The sequence below is a fragment of the Mesorhizobium sp. L-8-3 genome (assembly GCF_016756615.1).
Classification (GTDB): domain Bacteria; phylum Pseudomonadota; class Alphaproteobacteria; order Rhizobiales; family Rhizobiaceae.
On the sequence record NZ_AP023262.1, the window covers coordinates 1,507,092 to 1,527,396 of the forward strand.

19 protein-coding genes and 2 pseudogenes are annotated in these 20,305 nt (G+C 64.1%); 18 read left to right on the forward strand and 3 right to left on the reverse strand.

Going from position 1 to position 20,305, the window contains the following annotated elements:
- Positions 1-3: 3 nt before the first annotated feature.
- Genes trbE through JN302_RS07020 form a run of 8 tightly spaced genes read left to right on the forward strand, consistent with a single transcriptional unit; the run spans position 4 to position 8,216 of the window.
- Positions 4-2,508, forward strand: a complete 2,505-nt coding sequence (trbE, locus tag JN302_RS06985; protein ID WP_202332431.1) for a conjugal transfer protein TrbE — start codon at positions 4-6, stop codon at positions 2,506-2,508.
- Positions 2,505-3,257, forward strand: coding sequence for a P-type conjugative transfer protein TrbJ (gene trbJ / locus JN302_RS06990; protein ID WP_202332432.1), 753 nt, complete (start codon positions 2,505-2,507; stop codon positions 3,255-3,257). Before trbE ends, trbJ begins: the two co-directional genes overlap by 4 nt.
- A gap of 11 nt (positions 3,258-3,268) precedes the next feature.
- Positions 3,269-3,691, forward strand: coding sequence for a putative entry exclusion protein TrbK-alt (gene trbK-alt, locus JN302_RS06995; protein ID WP_202332433.1), 423 nt, complete (start codon positions 3,269-3,271; stop codon positions 3,689-3,691).
- Complete coding sequence (trbL, locus tag JN302_RS07000) at positions 3,688-5,070, forward strand: P-type conjugative transfer protein TrbL (protein ID WP_202332434.1); 1,383 nt, start codon at positions 3,688-3,690, stop codon at positions 5,068-5,070. The genes trbK-alt and trbL overlap by 4 nt, the downstream gene beginning before the upstream one ends.
- Positions 5,067-5,756, forward strand: a complete 690-nt coding sequence (gene trbF, locus JN302_RS07005; RefSeq protein WP_202332435.1) for a conjugal transfer protein TrbF — start codon at positions 5,067-5,069, stop codon at positions 5,754-5,756. Before trbL ends, trbF begins: the two co-directional genes overlap by 4 nt.
- Positions 5,753-6,796 (forward strand): P-type conjugative transfer protein TrbG, encoded by a 1,044-nt coding sequence (gene trbG / locus JN302_RS07010; protein ID WP_202332436.1) that lies wholly within the window; start codon positions 5,753-5,755, stop codon positions 6,794-6,796. The genes trbF and trbG overlap by 4 nt, the downstream gene beginning before the upstream one ends.
- A complete protein-coding gene (locus tag JN302_RS07015; RefSeq protein ID WP_202332437.1) occupies positions 6,793-7,986 on the forward strand; it encodes a TrbI/VirB10 family protein in 1,194 nt (397 codons plus the stop codon). The genes trbG and JN302_RS07015 overlap by 4 nt, the downstream gene beginning before the upstream one ends.
- The gene (locus tag JN302_RS07020) at positions 7,983-8,216 is read left to right on the forward strand and encodes a DUF2274 domain-containing protein (RefSeq protein ID WP_202332438.1); all 234 of its coding nucleotides are present in this window, start codon (positions 7,983-7,985) and stop codon (positions 8,214-8,216) included. Before JN302_RS07015 ends, JN302_RS07020 begins: the two co-directional genes overlap by 4 nt.
- Here the strand turns inward: JN302_RS07020 and JN302_RS39030 are convergent.
- Positions 8,213-8,737 carry a hypothetical protein gene (locus JN302_RS39030; protein WP_244846243.1) on the reverse strand — a complete coding sequence of 175 codons (525 nt, stop codon included), beginning with the start codon at positions 8,735-8,737 and terminating at the stop codon, positions 8,213-8,215. The genes JN302_RS07020 and JN302_RS39030 overlap by 4 nt on opposite strands.
- Between JN302_RS39030 and JN302_RS39895 the strand changes: the two genes are divergently transcribed.
- Together JN302_RS39895 and JN302_RS07030 are read left to right on the forward strand one after the other, a co-directional pair.
- Positions 8,654-8,905 (forward strand): SAVED domain-containing protein, encoded by a 252-nt coding sequence (locus JN302_RS39895; protein ID WP_446720740.1) that lies wholly within the window; start codon positions 8,654-8,656, stop codon positions 8,903-8,905. The two genes, JN302_RS39030 and JN302_RS39895, sit on opposite strands and share 84 nt — an antisense overlap.
- Before the next feature lie 42 nt (positions 8,906-8,947).
- Positions 8,948-9,823, forward strand: a complete 876-nt coding sequence (locus JN302_RS07030) for a hypothetical protein (protein ID WP_202332440.1) — start codon at positions 8,948-8,950, stop codon at positions 9,821-9,823.
- Here the strand turns inward: JN302_RS07030 and JN302_RS07035 are convergent.
- Positions 9,808-10,654, reverse strand: a pseudogene (locus JN302_RS07035) (methyltransferase domain-containing protein). The gene JN302_RS07030 and the pseudogene JN302_RS07035 sit on opposite strands and share 16 nt — an antisense overlap.
- Before the next feature lie 111 nt (positions 10,655-10,765).
- Between JN302_RS07035 and JN302_RS07040 the strand changes: the two are divergent.
- The 3 genes and pseudogenes from JN302_RS07040 to JN302_RS07050 all read left to right on the forward strand — a co-directional run bounded on the left by JN302_RS07040 (position 10,766) and on the right by JN302_RS07050 (position 13,802).
- Complete coding sequence (locus tag JN302_RS07040; RefSeq protein ID WP_202332441.1) at positions 10,766-11,905, forward strand: ABC transporter substrate-binding protein; 1,140 nt, start codon at positions 10,766-10,768, stop codon at positions 11,903-11,905.
- Positions 11,906-12,969: pseudogene (locus tag JN302_RS07045) on the forward strand (FecCD family ABC transporter permease).
- Entirely contained in the window at positions 12,963-13,802 is an 840-nt protein-coding gene (locus tag JN302_RS07050; RefSeq protein WP_202332442.1) for an ABC transporter ATP-binding protein, read from the forward strand. The pseudogene JN302_RS07045 and the gene JN302_RS07050 overlap by 7 nt, the downstream one beginning before the upstream one ends.
- A gap of 46 nt (positions 13,803-13,848) precedes the next feature.
- Here JN302_RS07050 and JN302_RS07055 read toward each other — a convergent pair whose 3' ends face one another.
- Positions 13,849-14,727, reverse strand: a complete 879-nt coding sequence (locus JN302_RS07055; protein ID WP_202332443.1) for a GNAT family N-acetyltransferase — start codon at positions 14,725-14,727, stop codon at positions 13,849-13,851.
- Positions 14,728-14,958: 231 nt separating this feature from the next.
- Between JN302_RS07055 and argE the strand changes: the two genes are divergently transcribed.
- The 5 genes from argE (at position 14,959) to JN302_RS07080 (ending at position 20,118) form a co-directional block, all read left to right on the forward strand.
- Positions 14,959-16,083 (forward strand): acetylornithine deacetylase, encoded by a 1,125-nt coding sequence (argE, locus tag JN302_RS07060; protein ID WP_202306144.1) that lies wholly within the window; start codon positions 14,959-14,961, stop codon positions 16,081-16,083.
- A gap of 16 nt (positions 16,084-16,099) precedes the next feature.
- Positions 16,100-17,023 (forward strand): 2-hydroxyacid dehydrogenase, encoded by a 924-nt coding sequence (locus JN302_RS07065; RefSeq protein ID WP_202306142.1) that lies wholly within the window; start codon positions 16,100-16,102, stop codon positions 17,021-17,023.
- Positions 17,024-17,036: 13 nt separating this feature from the next.
- A complete protein-coding gene (locus JN302_RS07070) occupies positions 17,037-17,393 on the forward strand; it encodes a cupin domain-containing protein (RefSeq protein ID WP_202306140.1) in 357 nt (118 codons plus the stop codon).
- 186 nt (positions 17,394-17,579) lie between these two features.
- A complete protein-coding gene (locus JN302_RS07075) occupies positions 17,580-18,623 on the forward strand; it encodes a tartrate dehydrogenase (RefSeq protein WP_202306138.1) in 1,044 nt (347 codons plus the stop codon).
- 19 nt (positions 18,624-18,642) lie between these two features.
- The gene (locus JN302_RS07080; RefSeq protein WP_202306136.1) at positions 18,643-20,118 is read left to right on the forward strand and encodes an NAD-dependent succinate-semialdehyde dehydrogenase; all 1,476 of its coding nucleotides are present in this window, start codon (positions 18,643-18,645) and stop codon (positions 20,116-20,118) included.
- Positions 20,119-20,305 lie beyond the last annotated feature (187 nt).

The window sequence follows — 20,305 nt, forward strand, 5'->3', positions numbered from 1 at the left end:
GTCATGATGAACCTCTCCGAATATCGCAAGCGTTCCGCAGGCCTCGCCGACTTCCTGCCCTGGGCAGCACTCGTCGCGCCCGGCGTCGTCTTGAACAAGGACGGTTCGTTCCAGCGCACCGCGCGTTTCCGCGGTCCCGACCTCGACAGCGCCACGCCTGCCGAGCTGGTCGTCAGTACGGCACGTCTCAACAATGCGCTGCGCCGCCTCGGCTCCGGCTGGGCGATCTTCGTCGAGGCGCAGCGCAATCCCGCCACGGACTATCCGGAAAGCCGCTTTCCGGACTCGGCCTCGGCGCTGCTCGACATCGAGCGCCGCGAGCAGTTCGAGGACAGCGGCGTCCTCTTCGAGTCGAGCTACTTCCTCACCTTCGTCTGGCTGCCGCCGGCCGAGGAAGCCTCGCGCGTGGAGAGCTGGCTCTATGAAGGCCGCGACAGGACCGGCGTCGATGCCTGGGAGCTGCTGACGGGTTTCGTCGATCGCTCCGACCGCGTGCTCAACCTTGTCGAAGGTTTTGTCCCGGAAGCCGACTGGCTCAACGATGCCGAGACGCTGACCTACCTGCATTCCACGATTTCCACCAAGCGACATCGCGTGCGCGTGCCCGAGACGCCGATGCACCTGGATGCACTGCTCGCCAACCAGCCTTTGACCGGCGGCCTCGAACCGCGCCTCGGCGCGTTTCATCTGCGCACGCTTACTGTCATCGGATTCCCGACGACGACGTTCCCTGGAATCCTCGACGACCTCAACCGCCTGGCCTTCCTGTATCGCTGGTCGACGCGGGCGATCATGCTCGACAAGACCGACGCGACGCGCCTCGTCACCAAGATCAGGCGCCAATGGTTCGCCAAGCGGAAGTCCATTGCCGCGATCCTGAAGGAAGTCCTCACCAACGAGCAATCGGTGCTCGTCGATTCCGACGCCGCCAACAAGGCGGCCGATGCGGACGCTGCCTTGCAGGATCTCGGCTCCGATCAGGTCGGCGAAGCCTATGTCACCGCCACCGTCACCGTCTGGGATGCCGACCCTTCGATCGCCGACGAGAAGCTGCGCCTGGTCGAGAAGGTCATCCAGTCGCGCGATTTCACTGCGATCGTCGAGGGCGTCAACGCGATCGAAGCCTGGCTCGGCTCTATTCCCGGGCAAGTCTACGCCAATGTTCGTCAGCCACCCATCAGCACGCTTAATCTGGCGCATATGATCCCGCTCTCGGCCGTCTGGGCCGGGCCGGCGAAGGATGAGCATTTCGACGCGCCGCCGCTGTTCTACGCCAAGACGGAAGGATCGACGCCGTTCCGCTTCGCGCTGCATGTCGGCGACGTCGGCCATCTCATGCTGATCGGCCCGACCGGCGCCGGCAAGAGCGTGCTGCTGGCGCTGATGGCGCTCCAGTTCCGGCGTTATCAGGGGTCCCAGGTCTTCGTCTTCGACTTCGGCGGCTCGATCCGCGCCTCGACACTCGCGATGGGCGGCGACTGGCAGGATCTCGGCGGCGCGCTCTCCGACGCTGCCGCCTCGCCCTCGGTCTCGCTCCAGCCGCTCGCCGGCATCCACCACACGCCCGAACGCGCCTGGGCGGCCGACTGGCTGGTCGACCTGCTTGTCCGCGAAGGCGTGACCATCACGCCGGAGGTGAAGGAGCATATCTGGTCGGCGCTGACCTCTCTCGCCTCCGCGCCCGTCGAGGAACGCACCATCACCGGCCTGACGGTGCTGCTGCAGTCCTCGGCCCTGAAGCAGGCGCTTCGCCCTTACTGCGTCGGCGGCGCGCATGGCCGGCTGCTCGATGCCGAGGCCGAACAGCTCGGCGAGACATCCATGCAGGCCTTCGAGACCGAGGGGCTGGTCGGCACCAAAGCCGCGCCCGCCGTGCTCGCCTATCTCTTCCACCGGATCGAGGCCCGCTTCGACGGCCGCCCGACGCTGCTCATCATCGACGAGGGCTGGCGTGCGCTCGATGACGGCGACTTCGCCGGCAAGATCAAGGAATGGCTGAAGACACTGCGCAAAAAGAATGTCAGCGTCGTCTTCTCTTCGCAGTCGCTCGCCGACATCGAGGCATCGCCGATCGCGCCTGTCCTGGTCGAGAGCTGCCCGACCCGCATCTTCCTCGCCAATGAGCGCGCGATCGAGCCGCAAATCGCTTCCGTCTATCGGCAGTTCGGCCTCAACGACCGCCAGATCGAGATAGTCGCCCGTGCCACGCCCAAGCGCGACTATTACTGCCAGACGCGGCGCGGCAACCGCCTGTTCGAGCTCGGCCTGGGCCATGTCGCGCTCGCGCTCTGCGCCGCTTCCGACAAGGCCGCCCACGCCCTGATCGACGAGCTCATCCGCGACGGCGCGCGGCCCTACTTCCTCGAGGCCTGGCTCACCGCCAATGACCTCGCCTGGGCCGCCGACCTCATTCCCAACCTCACCAAGGTCATCGACCAGTCCGCGCCAGCAGCCGCGAAGGTCTCCGGCATCACAGATCCGTCACCCGAAGAGGAGGTTTCGTCATGAACCAGAGAATTCCGCATCCTCGCCTGCGCCGCTTACTTCTCGCCAGCACCATGGCCATCGGCATCGCACTTTCGTCCGCGCCGGCATCTGCGTGGAAGATCGTCTACGATCCGTCCAACTATGCACAGAACGTGCTGACCGCGGCGCGCACGCTGGAGCAGATCAACAACCAGATCACCTCGCTTGCCAACGAGGCGCAAATTCTCGTCAACCAGGCGAAGAATCTGGCCAGCCTGCCGACCTCGATGCTCTCGCAGATCGAGGGCAACTTCTCCGAGATGAAGAAGCTGATGGGCGAGGCCCAGAAGCTCGCCTACAGCGTCCAGGACATCGAGCAGCAGTTCGCCTCGACTTACCAGGATTTCACCGGCGATAAGACCGGCGCGGAGCTCGTCGAGGGAGCCCGCCAGCGCTGGCAGCAGTCGCTCTCGGCCTATGAGCATTCGCTGAAGGCCGGGGCCACCGTCGTCGCCAACATCGAAGGCACCCGCTCACAGACCAGTTCGCTGGTCGGCGCCTCAAAATCGGCGGTCGGCGTGCTGCAGGCGACCCAGGCCGGCAACGAGCTTCTCGCCGTGCAGGCGAGCCAGATGGCGGACCTCACCGCCATGCTGGCCGCGCAGGGCCGCGCCGAGGCGCTGGAGCAGTCGCGGCGTGCCGCCGCGCAGGAGCAGGCCCGAGAGCAGTTCAGCCGCTTCATGAAGGGCAATGGCTACATTCCATCCACCGTCAAGATGTTCAACGACTGAGGCGGCCGATCATGGACTTGAAGATCGCCGCTCGGATGGTTGCCGTTCTCGCTCTTGGCGCCGCCATCACTGCCGCCGTCATGGCGCTGCGCGGAGATGGCCCAGAGAACGGTACGGAGGATACCCCCGCCCAAAGCCTCCATCATCCGGGCGGCGAGCCTGAGCGCAATGAGCTCGCCCGTTGCCGCGATCTCGGCATGTCGGCCGCCGGCGATGCCATCTGCCGCAAGGCATGGGCCGAGAACCGCCGCCGCTTCTTCGGCACGCGCGCGATTGAGCGATCGTCTTCGCCGAAGCCCGAGCGCTTTGGCGCCGCTCCGCAGCCCGCAGGTGACGCGACGGACAAGCCTCCGAGCGGCAAGGCCACAGACCGTTTGCCCTCCGCCACGTCTGATGTGACCGATGCGGATGACGAAGGGGCGCCGACGCCATGAACAACACCGGCGTCATCGATCGTTTCCTCGCGACCTTCACCGCCTACATCGATTCCGGCTTCGGTCTCCTCGGCGGCGAGGTCGCCTTCCTCACCTCCACCCTGATCGTCATCGACATCACGCTCGCCGGCCTGTTCTGGGCCTGGGGCGCCGACGAGGACGTGCTCCAGCGGCTCGTGAAGAAGACGCTCTATATCGGCCTGTTCGCCTTCATCATCGGCAACTTCAACAATCTTGCCGGCATCGTGTTCAGGTCCTTCAGCGGGCTCGGCCTGAAGGCGGGCGGTTCGTCGCTCTCAGCGTCCGAGCTGCTTCAGCCCGGCCGCGTCGCCCAGGTCGGCATCGACGCCGGCGATCCCATCCTGAAGGCCGCCGGCGAGCTTATGGGCTACATCTCCTTCTTCGAGAACTTCGTGCAGATCATGGTGCTGATGATCGCCTGGCTGATCGTTCTCGTCGCCTTCTTCATCCTGGCGGTGCAGATCTTCGTCACGCTCATCGAGTTCAAGCTGACGACGCTCGCCGGCTTCATCCTCATTCCTTTCGCGCTCTTCAACAAGACCGCCTTCCTTGCCGAGAAGGTGCTCGGCAACATTGTCGCCTCCGGCGTCAAGATCCTCGTGCTCGCCGTCATCGTCGGTATCGGTTCCGGCCTGTTTGACGAGTTCACCTCCGGCTTCTCGGCCGAGCCGACGATCACCGATGCGCTTGCACTGGTTCTCGGCGCGCTGTCGCTGATGGGCTTGTCGATCTTCGGCCCCGGTATCGCGACCGGCCTCGTCTCCGGTGCACCGCAGCTCGGCGCGGGTGCCGCCGTCGGCACCGGCCTCGGCGTTGCCGGTATGGGAGCCGCCGGTTACATGGGAGCTCGTGCTGGTCTCAGCGGCGCGGCCGGAGCGATCGGAGCCGGTGGGCGCATGAGTGCGGCCGCTGCCCGTGGTGGTGTGCACCTCGCCGGCAGCGCATCGACCGCTTACGGCCTCGCCGCCTCGACCTCTGGGCAGACCGGAATGGGAGTGGTGGCGACCGGCCTCGGTGGTGTCGCCAAGGCCAGCGCGGGCGCGGCCTCCCAGTCGGTCAGGCATACCATGTCGCGTGCCGCAGACTCCCTCCGCTCCAGCCGCACGGCGGGCCGTACCACCGCATGGACGGCGACCGGCGGCCAGTCTCCCGTCGCCGGCATGCCGGAGACGGCGAACGACGCCGCATCAGCGTCCGCGGGTGTTTCCACGTCCTTAGGACCACCAGCCTGGGCCAACCGCATGAAGCGCGGCCAGGCCGTCAGCCACGGCGTGACCGCAGCTGCCCACGCCATCCGCTCCGGCGATCACGGCGGCGGCTCCATGTCCGTTTCCCTCGATCAGGATGACCGCCGATGAATCTCTTCAAGCGACCTACCGTGCGCTATGCGCGCACGCCCGAACACGAAACCCCTTACCAGCGCGCCGCACAGGTCTGGGACGAGCGCATCGGCTCCGCCCGCGTGCAGGCAAAGAACTGGCGGTTGATGGCCTTCGCCTCCCTGGTGCTCGCCGGCGGCTTCGCCACCGCGCTCGTCTGGCAATCGACCCAAGGCACGGTCGTACCCTGGGTGGTCCAGGTGGACAGGTTCGGCGAGGCACAGGCCGTAGCCTCGGCCATCGCCGACTACCGGCCCACCGATCCGCAGATCGCATGGCACCTCGCTCGCTTCATCGAGCAGGTCAGGAGCATCCCCGCCGATCCGGTCATTGTGCGGCAGAACTGGCTGCGCGCCTATGAATACACCACCGATCGCGGGGCCATCGCCCTCAATGACCACGCGAGGTCGAACGACCCGTTCGCGAAGGTCGGCAAGCAGCAGGTCGCTGTCGAGATCTCGAGCGTGATCCGCGCTTCGCCGGACTCGTTCCGCATCGCCTGGACCGAGCGCCGCTACGAGAACGGCCAGATCGCCGGCACCGAGCGTTGGACCGCGATCCTGACCGTGGTGATCCAGCCTCCGCGAACGCCCGAGAAGCTCAGGGTCAATCCGCTCGGTGTCTACGTCAACGCAATCAACTGGTCGAAGGAGCTGGGGTCATGAAGGGGGCAATTCAAACACACGTAGGACGGAAGGGCCGATATCGCTCAACAGTGCTGGCCGCTCTCTTTTCCGCATGCGCGGTCGCCGGTTGTGCCAGCAAATACACGCCGCCCGAAATCGACTATGACGATGCCGCTCCCGCGGTCCTGACTGCCGATCCGGTTGGTCCCGTCAAGGTGGTCGAGCTTCCGAAACCACTGCCGCTGCCCGGCCAGTTGAAGCCGGTCGATGGCGGCAAGGCCAAGCCCGAGCCGACCGACCCGAAGGCCCGTATCGCGCAGGCAAACGAGGCGGCCCGCATGCAGCCCGTCCGCAACGGCTTCATCAACGCCGTGCAGGTCTATCCCTTTTCGGCCGGAGCGCTCTATCAGGTCTATGCCGCGCCCGGTCAGGTCACGGATATCGCTTTGCAGCCCGGCGAGCAGCTCGTCGGCTCCGGTCCGGTCGCCGCCGGCGATACCGTGCGCTGGATCGTTGGCGATACCGAGAGCGGCGCCGGTGATCGCCGCCAAGTCCATATCCTGGTCAAGCCGACGCGGCCCGACCTTCAGACCAACCTCGTCATCAACACCAACCTGCGCACCTATCACATGGAGCTGCGCTCGACTGAGAAGACCTACATGGCCTCGGTCTCCTGGCAGTATCCGCAGGACCAGTTGATCGCGCTGCGCCGCCAGAATGCCCGTGCCGCCGAGGTCCAGCCGGTCGCGAGCGGTATCGACATTTCGAAGCTCAACTTTCGCTATCGCATAGAAGGCGATAGCGCACCGTGGAAGCCGCTGCGCGCCTTCGACGACGGCGCCAAGGTCTATATCGAATTCCCGTCCGGCATCGGCCAGGGCGAGATGCCGCCGCTCTTCGTTATCGGCCCCGCCGGCGATTCCGAATTGGTCAATTACAGGGTGCGCCAGAACTACTATGTTGTCGATCGCCTCTTCGCCGCCGCCGAGCTGAGGCTTGGCGACAAGAACTCCGCGAAGCGGGTTCGCATCGTCCGGACCGACGTCAGGCCGGCGCGCAGCGCGGGGCTGTTCCGATGACTGGGAGGCCGGATATCAAGGCCGAGCTACGCCTACGGCCCGAAGCGCCGAAGGTCACGCGGCTGTCGCGCAAGGTGCTGATGGGCTTAAGCGGCGTCAGCGCCGTCGCCATCCTCGGCGCGCTCGTCTGGGCACTCGATTCCAACCGTCGCGGCAACCAGCCCTCGACCGAGCTCTACGGCACCGACAACCGCACTCCCGCCGACGGCCTCGCCAGCCTGCCGAAGGACTATATCGGCATCCCGAAACTCGGCCCGCCGCTGCCGGGAGATCTCGGCCGGCCGATCCTCAGCGCGCAGGAGGAAGGCAAGCCTGTCGTCGCGCCAAACCTCCAGACGCCGCGCGCCGATCCCGAAGAACAGCGCCGGCTTGCCGAGATCGAGGCGGCCCGTGTCGCGGCATTGTTCACCAGCAGCCGCGGCGAGCGGCCGGTGGACGCGCAGCCTGCAAGGCCCAGCACGATCGATCCGGCGACCGGCTTAACGCTCCCGGCCGAGCCTCCGCCGCTCGATCCGGGCTCCGCCCAGAACATGCAGGATCGCAAGCTCGCCTTCGTCAATGCCGCCGCCGACCGCCGCACCGTCAGTTCGGATCGCGTGCAAGAAAAGGCGTCGCCCTATGTCGTGCAAGCCGGCACCATCATTGCCGCCGCCCTCATCACCGGCATCAAATCCGACCTGCCCGGCCAGATCACCGCCCAGGTTACCGAGCATGTCTACGACAGCCCGACCGGATCGCATCTGCTCATCCCGCAGGGCGCGCGCCTGATCGGTCAATACGACAGCCAGGTCGCCTTCGGCCAATCGCGCGTGCTGCTGGTCTGGGACCGCATCATCATGCCCAATGGCACCTCCATCGTGCTGGAGCGGCTCCAGGGCGCCGACACCCAGGGCTATTCCGGCCTCGAGGACGAGGTGGACTATCACTGGGGTCAGCTCTTCAAAGCGGCGCTGCTCGCCACGCTGCTCGGGGTCGGCACCGAGATCGGCTCGAGCAACAACGAAAGCGAAATCGCCAAGGCCATCCGTGAGAGCGCCCAGGACACCGCCTCCGATGTCGGACAGCAGATCGTCCGCCGCCAGCTCAACATCCAGCCGACCCTCACCATCCGGCCGGGCTTCCCGGTCCGGGTCATCGTCAATCGGGATTTGGTGATGCAGCCCTATGGGGCCACGAAGGAGCGGTCATGACCAAGCTCAAGCTCTCCGCTATCCCCGACGACAAGCCGGTCAAGCTCACCGTCGAGCTGCCGGCTGCCGTTCATCGCGATCTTGTCGCCTACGCCGCGATCCTTGCCAGGACCAATGGCGATGCTGTGCCACCCGATCCGGTCAAGCTCGTCGCGCCCATGCTCCAAAGATTCATGGCGACGGACAAAGGCTTCGGCAAAGCGAAGCGGGGGAGCAACCGAAGTGTTTAACCGGCGTGTCCGGCGTTCTGTCTCGTAACGAGGCCAGCCAGCACGTCATAAGTGTCGGTTTCCGAAACCTCATCAGGTTCTGGCGTGGCTGGCGCCCCATCAAAGAGCAGGAGGGAGATCGACAGGCCCAGGCGCTGCGAAAATATCGTCAACTCGCGGACGGGCTCGCTACTACGTTGGAACCCCCAGATATTTGCTTCCAGGGAAATCGGGGTCTCGGCATTCCCCCTCTGAGCGTCTGGTCCACGGGCAGCGATCGAAAGCGTTGGAATTTCCATCCCGCTTGTAATGAATATCCCCGATCTAAGGGCTCGTTCGCTGGCTCGTCCCCAAAGGGCAAACCCGTCACGGGCAACAACCATCGCCGCTCGCTGATCTGTGAAGTCGATCCATTTGCGCACGGCGGCCAGCAGAGAAACGCCGTAGCGATTGGTGACATGGTTCAAAAGCGACCGGGTGATCTCCCTGCCGCTCACTTGCTGGCGATCCTCCTGGGCAACCTGGGCATCCGTCGCATCCATCTTTTTCTGGCAGCCCAGGACAGCGTCGTCTTTCGTTTCGGATGCCTGTACGACAAGCGTAACCTCCCCGAATTGATCGTGTACCAATACCAAAGGGAAGCAAGCCCGCCTTACCGGTGGGGTGTTCTTATGCCCGTCAGCGGACGCCTCAAGCCTGAGATCACCTGATATGAGATCCCCATTGGCCTGAGAGATGATCGGCGAACATCCTTGAATGAGCGCGAGGTATCTGAACTCTGGAAGCAAGCTATTCTGGCAAAGCTCTATGAGCGGCAACCACGCCCTGTTGACGTCGCGGTCGATGACGCGAATGCCACCGTAAAGGCGGCCGTTCCAGACGAGAACGAACTGTTCGATGCCATTGTGGATGACCGACGACGCGACGGCTTGATCACGCACAGCAAACAGCGCGCGCCGGAAGGAATGGTCTTCGACGCGAAATTGACGGCTACGGGGATCAAGCACTACGAGAAAACCTATCTCTCGGCCGCGCCACGCAATGCGCCCATTCTCGCCGCGTTGAATCGGATACGCGACATTTTGATCGGCGTCGCGACCGGCGTGCCAAGAATTCTGCAGGTCGACGCGGACTACCGCACGCTGTTCGGGGAGCTGAGCGACCAACTCGCCGCTCAGGGCATAGAGAACCCAGTTCCGTTTTCCGATCTTTGGCAGTGGTATGGGCGTTGGAGCAGCGGCGACCTTCCAAGCTATCCGTCACGCCGCCAATTCATTGCCGAGTTGATCGATCCCCTTACTGCTCAGCTGCGCTCCGGACGGGCGCCAGCCATCGTTGCTCATACGGGCTGGAGTCTTGTCGATCAGCAGATCGGCATTGCGCGCAAGAAGCTGGAAATCGCCAAGACGGAGGTTGAATATCAGAGCGTTGGACTCGTCTGCCGTGAGGCCCTTCTTTCCTTAGCCAAGGAAGTCTTCGTGGCCGCACGACATCCGATCCTCGACGGAAAGGCCGTTGGTCCTTCCGACTTCAAGAGGATGGCGGTAGTTTCTGTCCTTCGACCAGCGGGCAGCTCCGACGGCCCTATGCGCAAAATCTCGTTGACCAGCTTTCAGGATTGCAACTGACGGCCTCCGTGAAGGAGAGCTTCCGTCCGACGACCCGAAGCAAATGCCTGCTTGGTCGCGCATATCGCGTAGCGATGCTGCGTGGCGCGTTCCAGTCCTTTGAGGAGGCTCATGTGCGGCGCCTGCGCGCGATGAATCGCGCGGAGCCCAGTGGCGATCACGGGCACCTCGAAGCCCGCTTCCACGAGAAGCGCGCAGACCTCGTCCGCTTTGGCGCCATTCGAAAATTGCGGACGCGCAAGGATGCTACTATGACGCTCCGCCATCGCTTGATCCAGCCCACGGGCCGGCTCCGCCGTCCCGCCCCGAAGCCTTTCCACAAGCCTGCGCAGGCGAGCCGCGCAGGTCTCGGTGACGAAATCGCCGTCGACGATCAGCAGCAGCCCGCCCGGCTTCAGCAGCGAGAACCATTCGGCGAATGCCGCGCGCGGGTCGACTAGCGTCCAGACCAGGTGACGGGTGACGAGGACGTCGTAGCTTTCCATTTCCTTGAGCGTGCGTTCGGCATCGCCGAGCAGAAAGCGGATGCCGCTCACGCGCTGGGCAGCCTTCGCGCGTCCCTTGGCGAGCATTGTTTCCGACCAATCCAGACCCGTGACCACGTAGCCCAGATCGTGCATGAGGTGGGATACGACGCCCGTTCCGCAGGCGAGATCGAGCGCGCGACGCCCTTTCCCCTGCCCCAGATGCTTGAGAATCAGGGGCGTGCCAGGCCCGGCGCTCCCGTTCCGAGAAGATCTCGTGCCCGACCGAGAGGTCGAAGGTCCCCGCGCGTGCCGACCAGTAGTCGCGTATCTCGTCCCGCAGCGAAAAATTGGCCCCGCCCGTCATTCCGAATCCCTGTCGTGGCGCCAGTCTGGAATGGCTCTGAAAGATATTTCTTGAGAGATGAAGTCATCTTTTATAAGCGGTCTATCGCAATCCATTTCAAAGGAGGGCGCGATGAATTTCGGAAGGATCGCAGCAGGGACGATGGCGGCCGCTATCGTGATCTTGTCAATGACGCTGGCCGCAAAGGCTGAGATGGTGAAAGTGACCGACGTCACGGGCCGCGAGGTCGAGGTGAACGTTCCGGTCGAACGGGTGATCCTGGGTGAAGGCCGGCAGGTCTATCTCGTCGCGGCGCTCGACACCGAGGATCCGTTCAAGCGCATCGTCGGCTGGCGCGAGGACTTCAGCCAGGCCGATCCGGACAACTACGCGGCCTATCTCGAGAAATTTCCTGGGATGGCGAAGATTCCCACCTTCGGCGGTTTCAAGGACGGCACCTTCGATGTCGAGCAGGCGGTGTCGCTCAAGCCCGACGTCATCCTGATGAACATCGAGTCGAAACAGGCGACCGAGGACGCGAAATATATCGAGAAGCTCGCCGCCGCCGGGATTCCGCTGGTCTATGTCGATTTCCGCGAGCGCCCATTCACCAACACCGAGCCCAGCATGCGTCTATTCGGCAAGCTGTTCGGCAAGGAGCAGCGCGCCGAGGAGTTCATCGCCTTTCGTGCCGCCGAGATCGCGCGCGTCACCGATGTCGCCGGGAACGCCAACTCCCCCCCGCCCAAGGTCTTCATCGAGCGGGCCGGCGGCTATTCGGAAGATTGCTGCATGAGCTTCGGCGACGACAATTTCGGGAAGTTCGTCGAGATGGCCGGGGCGACAACATCGCCAAGGACATCATCCCCGGCACGTTCGGCACGCTCAATCCCGAACAGATCATCGCCTCGAACCTGGATCAGGTCATCGTCACCGGCGGCTGGTGGAAAGCCTATGTGCCGGGCGGCGCCTGGGTCGGGCGTCGGCCCCGGCCGCGACCGGGCCGAAGCGCTGCGCAAGCTGAAGGCGCTGACCGACCGGCCGGCGCTGACCGGCGTGAAGGCCGTCGAGAACGGCGAGGTGCATGCCAACTGGCATCAGTTCTACAACAGCCCCTACCAGTTCGTCGCCAACCAGCAGATGGCAAAGTGGCTGCATCCGGGTCTTTTCGCCGATCTCGACCCCGAGGCGACCTTCAGGAAGCTGCACGAGAAGTTCCTGCCCGTCACCTACAGGCCGGGCCACTGGGTTTCGCTGACTGATGTCGATTGAATCGACAGCCATCGGCCCACGCTCGATCGCACCGAGGGGCGCGGGCGCTACCGCGCCCTCGTCTGGCGTCGGCAGTTGTTCCTTGCCGGCCTTTGCGCCGCGCTGCTCTTCAGCCTCTGCGTCGACCTCGCGGTCGGTCCAGCCCGCTACGGACTCGGCGAGGTTGTGCGGGCGCTTCTTGCCCCTGATACGGTGCCGCAGCAGGTGCGCGTGGTGCTCTGGGAAATCCGCATGCCGGTGGCGCTGATGGCCATTGTCGTGGGAGCTGCGCTCGCGGTGGCCGGCGCACAGATGCAGACAATCCTCTACAACCCGCTGGCGAGCCCCTTCACGCTCGGCATATCCGCCGCCGCGAGTTTTTGGCGCGGCACTTGCACTGGCGTTCGGCGTGAGGCTCATCCCTGCCGCGGTCGAGTATGTAGTGCCGATCAACGCCTTCGTGATGGCGATGCTCGCCGCCTTCCTCATTCACATGCTGAGCGTCAAGCGCGGCGTGAGCGTGGAGACCATCGTGCTGCTCGGCATCGCGCTGGTCTTCACCTTTAACGCGCTGCTCGCGCTCGTCCAGTTTTTCACATCGGCGGAGACGCTGGCGGCCGTCGTCTTCTGGTCCATGGGCAGCCTCACCAAGGCCGCCCAAGCTTGCTGTCACTACTTTCATTCTCCTGGCTGTCCTGCCCATTCTCGCGCGGCGCGCCTGGGCGCTGACTGCGCTGAGGCTCGGTGAGGACAAGGCGGCCAGCTTCGGCGTCAAGGTCGGCCGCTTGCGGCTCGAGACGCTGATTCTGGTGAGCCTTCTCGCCGCCATCCCGGTCGCCTTCGTCGGCACCATAGGTTTTATCGGCCTTGTCGGCCCGCACATCGCTCGGATGGTCATCGGCGAGGACCAGCGTTTCTTCCTGCCGGCCTCGGCCTTGTCGGGTGCGCTCATCCTGTCAGCCAGGTCGGTCGTCAGCAAGGCGCTCATCCCGGGGACTGTCTTCCCGATCGGGATCGTCACTTCGCTGATCGGCATCCCGTTCTTCATCTCACTCATCCTGTCCAGCACGAGGCGCTCATGGTGACGATCCGGCTCGAGGCGCTCGGCGCGCGCTACGGCAAGAGCCTCAGGCTTCAGGATGTGACCACGCCAGCGTTCGAGGGCGGAGACATCGTGGCCGTGATCGGCCCGAACGCGGCCGGCAAGTCGACGCTCTTCCGGCGCATCTCCGGGCTTCTGCACGGACCGGGAACCGTGCACGTCGACGGCGCGTCCCGCGGCAAGAATGCCATCTGCTACATGCCGCAGGACACGTCCGCCAACGCGGTGCTCACCGTCTATGAGTCGGTGCTGCTCGCCCGCAAGCAGGGAATGGGCTGGTCTGTGAGCGACGATGATCTGGCTTGCATCGACGAGATCTTGGCGGCGCTCGGCATCGCCAAAATCGCGTTCCGCAACATCGGCGAGCTTTCCGGCGGCCAGCGGCAACTCGCCAGCCTGGCGCAGACGCTGGTGCGCGAGCCGGAGATTCTGTTGATGGACGAACCGACATCGGCACTCGATCTGTCGCGGCAGGTGGAAGTGCTCGGCCTCATGCGGGAGCTTGCTCGGGCGCGCGGCATGGTCGTGCTGATCGCCTTGCACGACCTCAATCACGCCCTGCGCTTCAGCGACCAGGCGATGGTGATCGCGGACGGTCGGCTGGTCGCATGCGGGTCATCGCCGGACGTCATCACATCCGATCTGCTGCGGGACGTTTATCACGTTGACGCGCGCATCGAGCCGTGCTCGCGCGGCCTCGGCCACGTCATCGTGGATGGCGTGGCTGATGGGCGGCGGACGGTCGTTATGTCGGCAGCGGACACCGAATCCGAGATTAGCAAGAGATTCGAAGCGGCGGCCGTTCCGGCCGCATGACGGCAACTGCATTACGCCGCTTGAGGCGGCGGACATGAACTTGCATTCAGCTCAACGCGTGGCCGGCCAATCCATAAACCCACGGCCCATTGTCTTCCCGGTTCAGGAACCGGCGGCCTTTGGACATTGTCGTCACGGTCTCGGCAATGCCAAGTCCGCTCTGCTGAAGAAACTCGGCAAACACGCCATCCCTCTCGCGCGTATCGACGCGCGTGAATCGACCTGCCAGCTTCTTCAGATGGACGGCTGTGAGATGCACAGCATCATGGTCGTTTCGGGCTACAACGGGGCCAATCACGTAGCCGCGCCCGAACTCGCGGCGCATGGAATAGCCGACAACCTCGCCGCCTCGGCTCAATACGGAAACTGACGCATTCGCCGAAAGCAACGCGAGCACCCTGGACCGATCGCTCCCAAACGCGCGCGCATCGAGCGCGCTGATTTCAGAGAGCCTGTCGCTGGGGAGTTCACTCAGCTCGCCGTCCAGCGGGGGCAGTGGCGGGAGTATTTGTGGGGCCACCTCTTGGCGCATGTTGACGATCGCCTCGCTGGTGAAGCCGAGCGAAACATACAGAGGATAGGCGACGTGGGTGGCGTTCAGTGCCAGGTTGCGCGCGCCGCACTGCTCGAGAACCTGGTCCATGAGCCATCGACCGCCTCCCTGCGCCTGGGCGCGAGGCGTCGTAATCACGAGCCCGATGGTGGCGAAGTCGTCGCCCTGAGGGAACCACATCGCGCTTCCGAAAACGCGCCCGATGCCGTCGACGGCAACGATGCCGCGCCCGACGCGACGCAGGAGCTCCCAATCCTTGGGGCGATGCGGCCAGCGAACGGAGATGGACAGAGCGTGCAGGAGGTCGACATCGACATCATTGATGTCGCGGGCGACCAGTTCGAAGGATTTCAGGCGCACCGATTTCTGCATGTCAGCTCATCCGCTCTGTCACCGCGCACCAATCCACCATCGCCACACCGATTGCAACTGCGCAGCGAGTGTCCGTTGCCGCAGGTTTGCACGGAAACGCCAGCAGATTTCACCGACTGAAGGCGCGTTTTCGCAATCTTCGGCCAAAGCACGGCGCGATTCGGCAGGGAATACTCCTGCTCGCGGTTACGCTGGTCCTATCCGCCGTATTGCGCAAGCAGAGTGGCCGCCATGAACGTGGAAGAGATTCTCGCGAGGCTGATCGCATTTCCTACTGTCGTGGGCACGCCCAATGGCGCGATCGTCGATTGGATCAGCGACTACTGTCGGTCGGCTAGAGCGGAGGTGACGGTTCTGCCGGGACCCGAAGGCGACCGCTCCAACCTTTTTGTCACGATCGGTCCGCGCGAGCGTCGAGGCCATGTCATCTCCGGACACATGGACGTCGTGCCGGCCGGTGAGCCGGAATGGAGTTCGGATCCGTTCGTCCTGCGTCGCGATGGCGGCAGGCTCTACGGCCGTGGAACCACCGACATGAAGGGTTTTCTCGCCTGCGCTTTGGCGGCGCTCCCGGCGCTTGCGGCCATGGACCTGCGGCAGCCCATCCATCTGGCCTTCTCCTACGACGAAGAGGCGGGATGCCGTGGCGTGCCGCATCTCATTGCGGCGTTGCCGAGCCTGTGCGAGAAGCCGCTCGGCGCGATTATCGGTGAGCCGAGCCGAATGCAGCCTGTGTTGGCGCACAAAGGCAAAATCGCCGCACGGCTCGAGGTGATCGGCCGATCCGGCCATTCGTCGCGCCCCGATCTCGGGCTCAATGCCGTACACGCCATGGCCGGCGTTATCACGTACGCCGTGGCCTACGGTCAGTCCCTCGCCGACGGGCCGCTCGATGGCAATTTCGAGCCCCCGTATTCTTCCTTGCAGGTCGGCGTCATCGCCGGTGGACAGGCCGTCAACATCATCCCTGACCGCTGCACTGCCGATATCGAGGTGCGTGCCGTGCCGGGTGTTTCCCCGACTTCGCTGCTCGAGCCGGTGAGGGCCCGGCTTTTCGCCCTGCGCGACAGTGGCTTCGATGTGGTGTGGCACGAGTTGAGCGCCTATCCCGCCCTTGCGCCCGTGAACAGGGGTGAACTGGCGGCCACGCTCAAGCAATTGACCGGGCAGGAGCCGCTCACGGCGGTCAGCTATGGAACTGAGGCTGGGCTTTACCAGCAGGCCGGCATCGACGCGATCATTTGCGGCCCGGGCGAGATCGGGCGGGCCCATCGCCCGAACGAGTACATCGAGCTCGGCGAACTCGCGGCCTGCCGAAAGATGATCGAGGATCTCGGCGCACGACTTGCGGCGTGACTGAAGGGCGATTTCGATGGCGTTTCTCTTCAATTCCGATGCGGCACGCGGCGCCGTCTTCCGCGAGGTCTTCGCGCGGGAGCTGCCGGATGTGGAGTTCTTCCATTGCAGCGAAGAGGTTGACCCCGAGAAGATCCGGTATCTCATCACCTGGACCGTACCGGACGACATATCACGCTTCCGCAAGCTGGAAGTGCTGTTTTCCATCGGGGCGGGCGTCGATCAGTTCAAGGCGGATATCGTGCCCGGCCACGTGAAATTGGTTCGCATGGTCGAGGACGGCATCATCCGCATGATGCAGGAATACGTCGCTCTCGGCGTGCTGGCGCTTCATCGCGACTTGCCCGCCTATCTCGGCCAGCAGAGAAGGCAGGTCTGGAAGGGCATTCCTGCCCGTCAGGCCCACGAATGCCGAGTTGGCTTTCTGGGGATCGGCATGCTGGCACAGGCTGCCATTGAGCACCTGAAGCCGTTCCGGTTTCCGCTGGCCGGGTGGAGCCGCAGCGAAAGGCGGATCGATGGCGTTACTTGCTTCCATGGCGAGGAGCAATTGAGCGGCTTCTTGAGCCAAACGGACATTCTCGTCTGTCTGCTGCCGCTGACGCAACGAACACGCGGCATGCTCGATGCGCAGCTCTTCTCCCAGCTTCCCGTCGGAGCGCGTCTGCTGCATGTCGGCCGCGGCCCGCAACTCGAGCAGGGCGCGCTGATCGAGGCCCTTGACAGCGACCGCCTTGCGGCGGCGATGCTCGACGTCACCGATCCTGAGCCGCTGCCGGAAGACCATCCGCTGTGGTCGCATCCTAAGGTGATGATCACCCCGCACATCGCGTCCGTGACCCAGCCGCATACGGCGGCGCAGTCGGTCGTCGAAAACATCCGGCGTCACCTCGCCGGGAAAGAACTGATCGGCGTCGTCGATCGGACACTCGGCTACTAACAGGAAACCTCACATGTCACTTCTGATCACGATCGACACGAATCCTTCCTTCGCTCCCAAAGAGTCATTGCCATTGCCGGAGCGCCTCATTTGCGGCGCTCCATCCTTCAAGAGCTGGCCGCAGGATGCCTCGAAAGGCGAGAAGGTTCTGAGCGGTGTTTGGGAAGCGACGCCCGGCGTCACGCATTCGATCAAGGGCACCACCTACGAGTTCTGCCACATCCTTTCGGGCGTGATCGAAATCGAGGAGAAGGGCGGAGAGACCAAGACCTACCGCGCCGGCGACAGTTTCGTCATGAAGCCGGGCTTTGTCGGCGTCTGGCGCACTATCGAGACCGTGCGCAAGATCTACGTCGTCGTGAATGACTAAGTTCGACGGTCGACTTCCGAATGGAGCGCGAAGCGACCGCAGAATAATCGACTTTCCAAGTCCCGCCCGACGAGATTCAACGCCGTCCGGCGGGTCATCCTCGACGAAAAATGCAACGCGCGGTCGACTATCCTCTCACCGATCGAGAATCCAAGAAGCGTGTTTATCGACCTCCAGGTGCCGTCTATGAAAACCTACACGATAGCACTCGTCCCCGGCGACGGCATCGGCAAGGATGTGACCGAGGCGGCATGGCAGGTGCTGCAGACGGCGGCAAAGCGGGGCGGGTTCGCCCTTGAGGGTACAAGCTTTCCGTGGTCCTGCGTCTACTACCTGGAAACCGGAACGATGATGCCGCCCGACGGCATCGAGACACTCCGGAAGTTCGAGGCGATCCTCCTAGGTGCTGTAGGATGGCCCGCTGAAGTGCCCGATTCAGTATCGCTCCATGGACTGCTGCTGCCCATCCGGAAAACCTTCACGCAATATGCCAACATCAGGCCGCACAGGCTGCTGCCAGGCGTTCAGGGTCCCCTCCGCTCGGAGGGTTTCGACATACTCTGCATCCGCGAGAACACCGAAGGTGAATATTCCGGCGCCGGCGGCCGCGTTCACTCCGGTACGGCCGACGAGGTCGCGATCGAGACGGCGATCTTCACGCGTACGGGCGTCGAACGGATACTCCGGTTCGGTTTCGAACAGGCGCGGGGCCGCCGCAAGAAGCTCGCGTCGGTCACCAAATCCAATGCACAGAAACACTCCATGGTGTTCTGGGATGAGGTCACGCGCGAGGTGGCGAAGGACTATCCCGACGTCGAGGTCTCGCCCTACCACATCGACGCCATAGCCGCCCGCATGGTGCTTGCGCCGGAAAGCCTCGATGTGGTCGTCGCCTCGAACCTGTTCGGCGACATCCTCACGGATATTGGCGCGGCCATCCAGGGCGGGCTGGGTTACGCCGCATCTGCCAACATCAACCCCGATCGCAGCGCGCCTTCGATGTTCGAGCCGGTTCACGGTTCGGCGCCCGATATCGCGCATCTCGGCATCGCCAATCCGATCGCCGCGATCTGGTCCGGCGCGATGATGCTCGACCATCTGGGCGAGGGGGAGGCGGCGGCCGAAGTGATGTCGGCAATCGAATCCGTGACCGCGCGGGGCATCGGGACGGTCGCTGGCAATGACAACACGGAAACAATCACGCGCGCAGTGGTAGCGGCATTGAGCTGAAAGGGCAGAGGAAAAGACCATGAATGCGATGACGAACATTGGCGTCCTGAAGGATGCGGACCTGTTCCGCCAGCGCGCATTGATAGGCGACGTCTGGCAACATGCTCACAGCAAGGCGGCGGTCGACGTGATCGATCCTGCCAGTCTTGAAGTGCTGGGCACGATCCCCGACATGGGCCGGGACGAGACCCGTGCTGCCATCGACGCGGCCGCCGAGGCGTTCAAGGGCTGGAAGGTGCGCACCCACGCGGAACGTGCCGCACTTCTCGAACGCTGGCACGACCTGATGCTGGAGAACGAAGAGGATCTCGCGCTTCTCCTGACGTTGGAACAAGGCAAGCCTCTGGGTGAAGCGCGCGCCGAGATCCGTTATGGCGCGTCATTTGTCAAATGGTTCGCCGAGGAAGCACGGCGGATCGGCGGATCGACCATTCCGTCGCCCACGGCCGATCGCCGCATTCTGGTGTTGAAGGAGGCGGTCGGGGTCTGCGCCATCATCACGCCGTGGAACTTCCCGAACGCGATGATTACGCGCAAGGTGGCGCCCGCTCTGGCGGCCGGCTGCACAGTCGTCATCAAGCCGTCGGAGTTCACGCCCTTCTCGGCGCTGGCGCTCGGCGTTCTGGCCGAACGGGCCGGCATCCCGGCAGGTGTGATCAACATCGTCACCGGCATGCCGACCGAGATCGGCAACGAACTGATGGCCAATGAGACGGTGCGCAAGATCTCGTTTACCGGCTCGACCCGGGTTGGCGCGCTGCTGATGAAGGGCGCTGCCGACAGCATCAAGCGGCTCAGCCTTGAACTCGGCGGCAATGCCCCGTTCATCGTCTTCGATGACGCCGATCTCGACGTGGCGGTGGACGCCGCAATCGCGTCGAAGTTCCGCAATGGCGGCCAGACCTGCGTCTGCGCCAACCGCATTCTTGTGCAGTCGGGCATCTATGACGCGTTTGCCGCAAAGCTCGCCGACAGGGTCACCACGATGAAGGTTGGCCGCGGAACGGAGGCCGGCGTGGAGGTCGGACCGATGATCAACCGCGCCGCAATCGAGAAAATCGAACGTCACGTTGCCGACGCGTTGGACAAGGGCGCGCGGATCATCGCCCGGAGCGAGGCGGTTGCCGAGGGCTCGCAATATGCGCGGCCCGTCGTTCTGGGCGAGGCGACGACCGAGATGCTTCTGGCGTCCGAAGAGACCTTCGGTCCCGTGGCACCGCTCTTCCGTTTCGAGACAGAAGAGGAAGCGATCGCGATCGCCAACGGCACGCCGTTCGGTCTTTCCGCCTATTTCTTCACCGAGAATCTCAAGCGGTCGTGGCGCGTCGCGGAAGCGCTGGAGTTCGGCATGATTGGTCTCAACACGGGCCTGATCTCGACCGAAGTCGCACCTTTCGGGGGGGTAAAGCAGTCAGGCCTGGGGCGCGAGGGCTCGCAACTCGGGATCGAGGAGTATCTCGAAGCCAAGACACTGCACGTCGGCGGTCTGAACTAGCTCAAGCCAACGTCTGAAGGCGCAAGGGCGATCCTGGAGCGAAAACGTGGCCGTTTTCGAACCGCCCCCGACCACGGAGCTAACCTCATTGCATAGCGTGTTTAGCAGAGCGTTGCGCCGGTCTTTCACTCGTCTCTGACGCGAGCGCTTGCAACGTGGCGGCCGGTCGTCCTGCTGCGGCAGAAGA

Coding starts and splice junctions, on each gene's coding strand:
- JN302_RS07055 (WP_202332443.1), bottom strand. CDS start 14,727: ATGCAGAAATCGGTGCGCCTGAAATCCTTCGAACTGGTCGCCCGCGAC.
- argE (WP_202306144.1), top strand. CDS start 14,959: ATGAACGTGGAAGAGATTCTCGCGAGGCTGATCGCATTTCCTACTGTC.
- JN302_RS07015 (WP_202332437.1), top strand. CDS start 6,793: ATGACTGGGAGGCCGGATATCAAGGCCGAGCTACGCCTACGGCCCGAA.
- JN302_RS39030 (WP_244846243.1), bottom strand. CDS start 8,737: ATGGATGCGACGGATGCCCAGGTTGCCCAGGAGGATCGCCAGCAAGTG.
- JN302_RS07040 (WP_202332441.1), top strand. CDS start 10,766: ATGAATTTCGGAAGGATCGCAGCAGGGACGATGGCGGCCGCTATCGTG.
- trbG (WP_202332436.1), top strand. CDS start 5,753: ATGAAGGGGGCAATTCAAACACACGTAGGACGGAAGGGCCGATATCGC.
- trbL (WP_202332434.1), top strand. CDS start 3,688: ATGAACAACACCGGCGTCATCGATCGTTTCCTCGCGACCTTCACCGCC.
- JN302_RS07020 (WP_202332438.1), top strand. CDS start 7,983: ATGACCAAGCTCAAGCTCTCCGCTATCCCCGACGACAAGCCGGTCAAG.
- trbJ (WP_202332432.1), top strand. CDS start 2,505: ATGAACCAGAGAATTCCGCATCCTCGCCTGCGCCGCTTACTTCTCGCC.
- trbF (WP_202332435.1), top strand. CDS start 5,067: ATGAATCTCTTCAAGCGACCTACCGTGCGCTATGCGCGCACGCCCGAA.
- JN302_RS07065 (WP_202306142.1), top strand. CDS start 16,100: ATGGCGTTTCTCTTCAATTCCGATGCGGCACGCGGCGCCGTCTTCCGC.
- JN302_RS07070 (WP_202306140.1), top strand. CDS start 17,037: ATGTCACTTCTGATCACGATCGACACGAATCCTTCCTTCGCTCCCAAA.
- trbK-alt (WP_202332433.1), top strand. CDS start 3,269: ATGGACTTGAAGATCGCCGCTCGGATGGTTGCCGTTCTCGCTCTTGGC.
- trbE (WP_202332431.1), top strand. CDS start 4: ATGATGAACCTCTCCGAATATCGCAAGCGTTCCGCAGGCCTCGCCGAC.
- JN302_RS07075 (WP_202306138.1), top strand. CDS start 17,580: ATGAAAACCTACACGATAGCACTCGTCCCCGGCGACGGCATCGGCAAG.
- JN302_RS07080 (WP_202306136.1), top strand. CDS start 18,643: ATGAATGCGATGACGAACATTGGCGTCCTGAAGGATGCGGACCTGTTC.
- JN302_RS39895 (WP_446720740.1), top strand. CDS start 8,654: ATGGTTCAAAAGCGACCGGGTGATCTCCCTGCCGCTCACTTGCTGGCG.
- JN302_RS07050 (WP_202332442.1), top strand. CDS start 12,963: ATGGTGACGATCCGGCTCGAGGCGCTCGGCGCGCGCTACGGCAAGAGC.